The sequence below is a fragment of the Planktotalea sp. genome (assembly GCF_018607965.1).
Lineage (GTDB): Bacteria > Pseudomonadota > Alphaproteobacteria > Rhodobacterales > Rhodobacteraceae > Planktotalea.
This window is the reverse complement of the sequence record NZ_JABBAM010000018.1, coordinates 1-4709: the sequence shown is the minus strand read 5'-3', so window position 1 is coordinate 4709 and position 4709 is coordinate 1. Positions and strand designations below refer to the sequence as shown.

The 4709-nt window shown below is 50.7% G+C and carries 5 protein-coding genes and 1 pseudogene; 4 read left to right on the top strand and 2 right to left on the bottom strand.

Annotated elements, in window-relative coordinates:
* On the top strand, positions 1-550 hold a 550-nt coding region (locus QZ279_RS01305; RefSeq protein ID WP_293447051.1), incomplete at its 5' end, for a LysR substrate-binding domain-containing protein.
* Here QZ279_RS01305 and QZ279_RS01300 read toward each other — a convergent pair.
* Positions 528-1901, bottom strand: a complete 1374-nt coding sequence (locus QZ279_RS01300; RefSeq protein ID WP_293447053.1) for a D-alanyl-D-alanine carboxypeptidase family protein — start codon at positions 1899-1901, stop codon at positions 528-530. The genes QZ279_RS01305 and QZ279_RS01300 overlap by 23 nt on opposite strands.
* A 448-nt stretch (positions 1902-2349) precedes the next feature.
* Here QZ279_RS01300 and clpS point away from each other — a divergent pair, with 448 nt between their 5' ends.
* The 3 genes from clpS to QZ279_RS01285 are packed head-to-tail and all read left to right on the top strand — an operon-like array spanning position 2350 to position 4538.
* Complete coding sequence (clpS, locus tag QZ279_RS01295; RefSeq protein ID WP_293447049.1) at positions 2350-2685, top strand: ATP-dependent Clp protease adapter ClpS; 336 nt, start codon at positions 2350-2352, stop codon at positions 2683-2685.
* 7 nt (positions 2686-2692) lie between these two features.
* Positions 2693-3688 carry a class I SAM-dependent methyltransferase gene (locus QZ279_RS01290; protein ID WP_293447047.1) on the top strand — a complete coding sequence of 332 codons (996 nt, stop codon included), beginning with the start codon at positions 2693-2695 and terminating at the stop codon, positions 3686-3688.
* A gap of 49 nt (positions 3689-3737) precedes the next feature.
* Complete coding sequence (locus QZ279_RS01285; RefSeq protein ID WP_293447046.1) at positions 3738-4538, top strand: SDR family oxidoreductase; 801 nt, start codon at positions 3738-3740, stop codon at positions 4536-4538.
* 73 nt (positions 4539-4611) lie between these two features.
* Here QZ279_RS01285 and QZ279_RS01280 read toward each other — a convergent pair.
* A pseudogene (locus QZ279_RS01280) lies at positions 4612-4709 on the bottom strand (flagellar biosynthetic protein FliP); the annotation flags it as partial.

Genomic DNA, 4709 nt, shown 5'->3' with positions numbered 1-4709 from the left:
GGCTGGTGCTTGTTTGGCCAATTTTCGGCTGCAACACCCCGAAATCAACATTGTCATAGATGCGAATCCGATTGTGTCTGATCTTGGTCCAAACGGCCCAGACGTCGCGATTCGCTTTGGTCAGGGCGGATGGTCAGGTGTAGATGCGACATTGCTCGTCGCGACGCGGCGCGTTGCGGTGGCTGCACCGTCATTCGTGTGTGATGATTGTCCGACATCGCTGGCTGATCTTGCGCGGTTTCCATTGTTGCAAGAGACGGGAACGTCGGAAAGTTCGCTATGGTTGGCCAAACACGGTGTCACGAACGCGGGGCAGGGCGGTGTGACAGTGCTACCTGGGAACCTTACATTGGACGCTGCGCGCACAGGGCAAGGGATCGTTGTGACCGCACAGAATTGGGTAAAGTCGGATCTGGAAAGTGGGCGCTTGGTCAAGCTTTTTGAGGATGACGAAGACTATGGGTATTACATGGTCACGCGTTTAGACACTGTCAAACGCGCAGCGCTAAAAGCGTTCTTGAAGTGGCTTAAGAACTTGGCGCAATCGTAAAGCATTGAACGTTGCGTGCCTGTAGGCGACGACAAGCAAGGTCTGCGCTTTCGCGCGTCAATCCGACAAAGTTCGCGTCGTACCCTGTTTTGCGTTTTGAAACAGAGCGTCGTGCACCATCAAGCGTGCTCATCTCGGACAATGCCGTTTTCAACAAAACGCGTTCCGCTTTGTATCGGTTTGGATAGCGCCCGATGTTGATCGCCCAATGACGCCCTCCCGATGTAGAAATGCGGGTGACGACTTGGGGTGCTGGTTGTGCGCGTGGTTCAGGTTTGGGCTGCGCGAGGGATGCAAGCAGCAATGCCTTTGGTCGTGCATTCGGCTTGGGTGATCGCAAAACTGCTGTTGCAGAGACTGAGGCAACCTGTGTGACTTGCACATTGGCCGCACTTTCGATCTGTGCCTCGACCAAAGCCTGTTGCACGTCGTCTTTCAAGGAGACAAAGACAGGTGCAATATCTGCTGTAAGCGACCGCGCTCTTGGGCGTGGACTTTTCTTGACGGCGCGCACAACGCGGATGGTTTTGGCCTTGGCGCGAGACCCGCCATAGACAGGCTTTGATGGTTTGCGCAGCGCGACACGTGACGGCGCACGTTTGAAACCCATATCAAGCAGTTCCGCGACACGCGCATTACGCGTTGTGGTAGAGCGACCACCAAAAACCGTCGCAATAATACGTTCATTCCCCCGCTCTGCAGAGGCCACAAGGTTGAAACCTGCAGCGCGCGTGTAACCCGTTTTGATCCCGTCAGCGCCCTTGTAGTTTGCAAGCAAACGGCGGTTAGTGTTCGGCACGGTCTTTACGCCAGCATCGGTCGTGCGGCGTGAGAAAAGGTTATAATAGTCAGGGTAGTCATAGAGCAGATGGCGTCCAAGCGTCGTCATATCGCGGGCCGTAGAAAGATGGCCGCTCTCGGTCAAACCATGTGCGTTCTTGAATGTGGTTTTTGACATGCCAAGTGATTTGGCGGTGCGGGTCATGCGCCGTGCAAAGGCGGCTTCGGAGCCTTCAAGGATCTCACCAATCGCGGTTGCGGCGTCATTTGCGGACTTCACGGCGGCGGCGCGAATGAGGTAACGAAACTTGATACGCTGTCCCGAACGAAGACCCAGTTTGGAGGGTTGTTCAGCTGCGGCATTGCCAGAAATCTTAACGCCGGTGTCGAGCGATATTTCACCGTTTTCAATCGCCTGAAACGCAACATACAGTGTCATCATTTTGGTCAAGGATGCAGGGTGCAGGCGCGTGTCAGCATTTCGTGCGTGCAAAACTTCGCCCGAGCGTGCGTCAATCACATACGCTGCATACGGGGCCGCGGACACGCTTAGCGGAAGCGCAACGACCAACCAAAGAAGTGAGATTACCAATAGCCCTACACGGGCCGGCGATGTGTGCCGTACCTTCACGATTTCTGCCTTTTAACTGCCTCGATACCGTCGATTTTTCGACTGACTTATATTTTTATACGTTTTTTATAGCACATAAGTTTCGATTAATAAAGAATTCAAAACAAAGGAATTTCTGGATTTTTGTATTCAATTTTCGCAACATATTGCGATTGATGCAATTGTGACCGCTAGACAAGCCATTGTGTCAGGAATGTGTCAAAGAACTTAGTTGAAGAAATCGCATAACTTGGCTGATGGGCTTGCGGTATTTGTCGCGAACGGTCGCAACTGACAGACAAACTTTTAAGCGATTGATAGAAACAACGCGCGGTGCCCTCTTTTCTATACGGGAATTGGGGTTATATAGATCTTTAACCAAAAGACTCAGCAGGAAACGCACGCGTTTATGATTATTCAGCCGATCACCGCCGCAGGGAACGCTGACGATACTGATGATAGTGTCGTCGTTGAAGTGCGTCCCGAAACGCGCAAGCCGCCGCTGTATAAAGTGCTGTTGTTGAACGACGACTATACCCCAATGGAATTTGTCGTGCTCATCCTTGAGCGCTTCTTCGGGCTGAATCATGCGCAATCGTTTGAGATTATGCTGACAGTTCACAAAAAAGGCCTCGCGGTTGTTGGCGTGTTTAGTCACGAAATCGCAGAGACGAAGGTTGGCCAAGTGATGGATTTTGCACGCCGTCACCAGCATCCTTTGCAATGCACTATGGAAAAAGAATAAAATTGCTATGAAGCACGCGCGTTTGGATCTTGCGCGCAGCGCAGAGCTGTTGCCAGCCCTTAGCGGACCTATCGGTGTGTTCGGCCAAATTGAACTGGAGCGGTTGCACGGTTTGATGGACTGGGATTTGCGCTGCGTCAGTTCTTCTTTTGCAGTGAGCAAAGTCTTGAGTGTTGTTGGTCTTAATGTGGGCCAAGTGCTGGGGGCAGAGATAGAGCACGCTGTCGTCTTTATTCCCCGTGCAAAGGCCGAAGCGCGGGATCTAATAGCACAGGCTGTCCAAGCCTGTCCGAATGGATGGATCATTATAGATGGTCAAAAAACAGACGGCATTGAAAGCATTGCGAAACAAATTACCCGCGATGTTCCTAATATTGGCAGTTATTCAAAAGGACATGGTAAAACCATTTGGTTGCGTTCTGCGGACGCAACGCATTTGATTGAATGGCGTGCACAAGCGTCAGAAAACAAAAGTGGATTTGTTACAGCGCCGGGCGTGTTCTCGGCAGATGACGTTGATCCCGCGTCTGAAATGTTGATCGAGCATGTTCCATCCAACCTATCTGGGCAGATTGCTGATTTAGGGGCGGGATGGGGCTTTCTATCGCACCGCTTGCTCGAAAGATGTTCAGGCATTGCAGGACTTCATTTGATTGAGGACAGCGCCGTGGCACTAGAGTGCGCTCGCAGTAATATAATCGACGAAAAAGCCCTGTTTTACTGGGCTGATGCCTTAAGTTGGACATCATCTAAGCGAGTAGATGCTGTTGTGATGAACCCTCCTTTTCACACAACGCGAAGCGTAGAACCCGCGCTGGGGATAGGATTCATTCAAGCTGCGGCCAGAGTTCTAAAGCCCGGCGGACGATTGTTCATGGTGGCTAATTCACATTTGCCTTATGAACCTGCCTTGAAACAGAACTTCGAGAAGTATGAACTTTTGGCGCGGTCCAGTCGATTTAAAGTCTATTGTGCTACGCGTGGAAGCGGTAAGTTAATTTAAGTGTTAACGAGAATACCCCTTAATTCGCCTAATTCCTTGGAGATAGTAAATGTCGTTCTCGCTTGATGGCAAAACAGCAATTGTGACCGGCGCTGCAAACGGTATCGGTCTTGCGATTGCGAGACACTTTGTAGATCGTGGTGCGAATGTAATGTTTGCCGATATGGACGAAACGCGTCTTGTCGATGAGCTTGGGGATGTGCAAGAGGACAGCAATATTCGATATTTTTCGGGTGATTTGCGCGAAAAATTAACGATTGCGAACCTCCTGTCAGGCACAATCGACGCATTTGACTCAGTTGATATTTTGGTTAACGGGTCGCGCCAAATTTTATCAACGTCGCCGTTGGACGCGGATGATGATTCAATGACTATTCTCATGCAGCAAAACCTGATGACAAGTTTGCGCTTGTCGCAACTGGTGGCTCGCCGAATGATTAAGCAGGCAGAAGGGCGCGAAAACGGCGCGGTGGGGTCTATCATAAATCTTTCTTCTATAGCTGCACGGCGTGCGAACCCTGAACTTATGGCGTATTCGGTTTCGACGGCCGCGCTCGATCAAATGACCCGCTCTTTAGCGGTTGCTCTTGCGCCTGAACGGATCAGAGTAAATGCTGTCGCTTTTGGATCTGTGATGAGTTCGAGTTTGAAAGAAACTCTGAAAGATCACACTGATTACCGCGAAAAGATTGAAGACAGAACGCCACTTGGTCGTATCGCGGCACCGCATGAATTGGCTGAAGCTGTTCAGTATTTGGCGTCGGAGGCGTCAAGTTTCATGACTGGACAAATTTTGACAGTCGACGGTGGCCGGACTTTGTTAGATCCTGTTTCTGCACCAGCGCACTAGAACTTTGAAACCCCTTTGCCTTATCATTCTTTGGAAAGTGGCTTCCATTTTGTGAACTTCGATCGAATGAGCTTCAGTAATAACTCTGAACAAGACCGCTGGCGATCAATGTCCACCCGTCTGCAACGACAAAGAAAGCAAGTTTGAAGGGCAAAGACACGATGGCTGGGG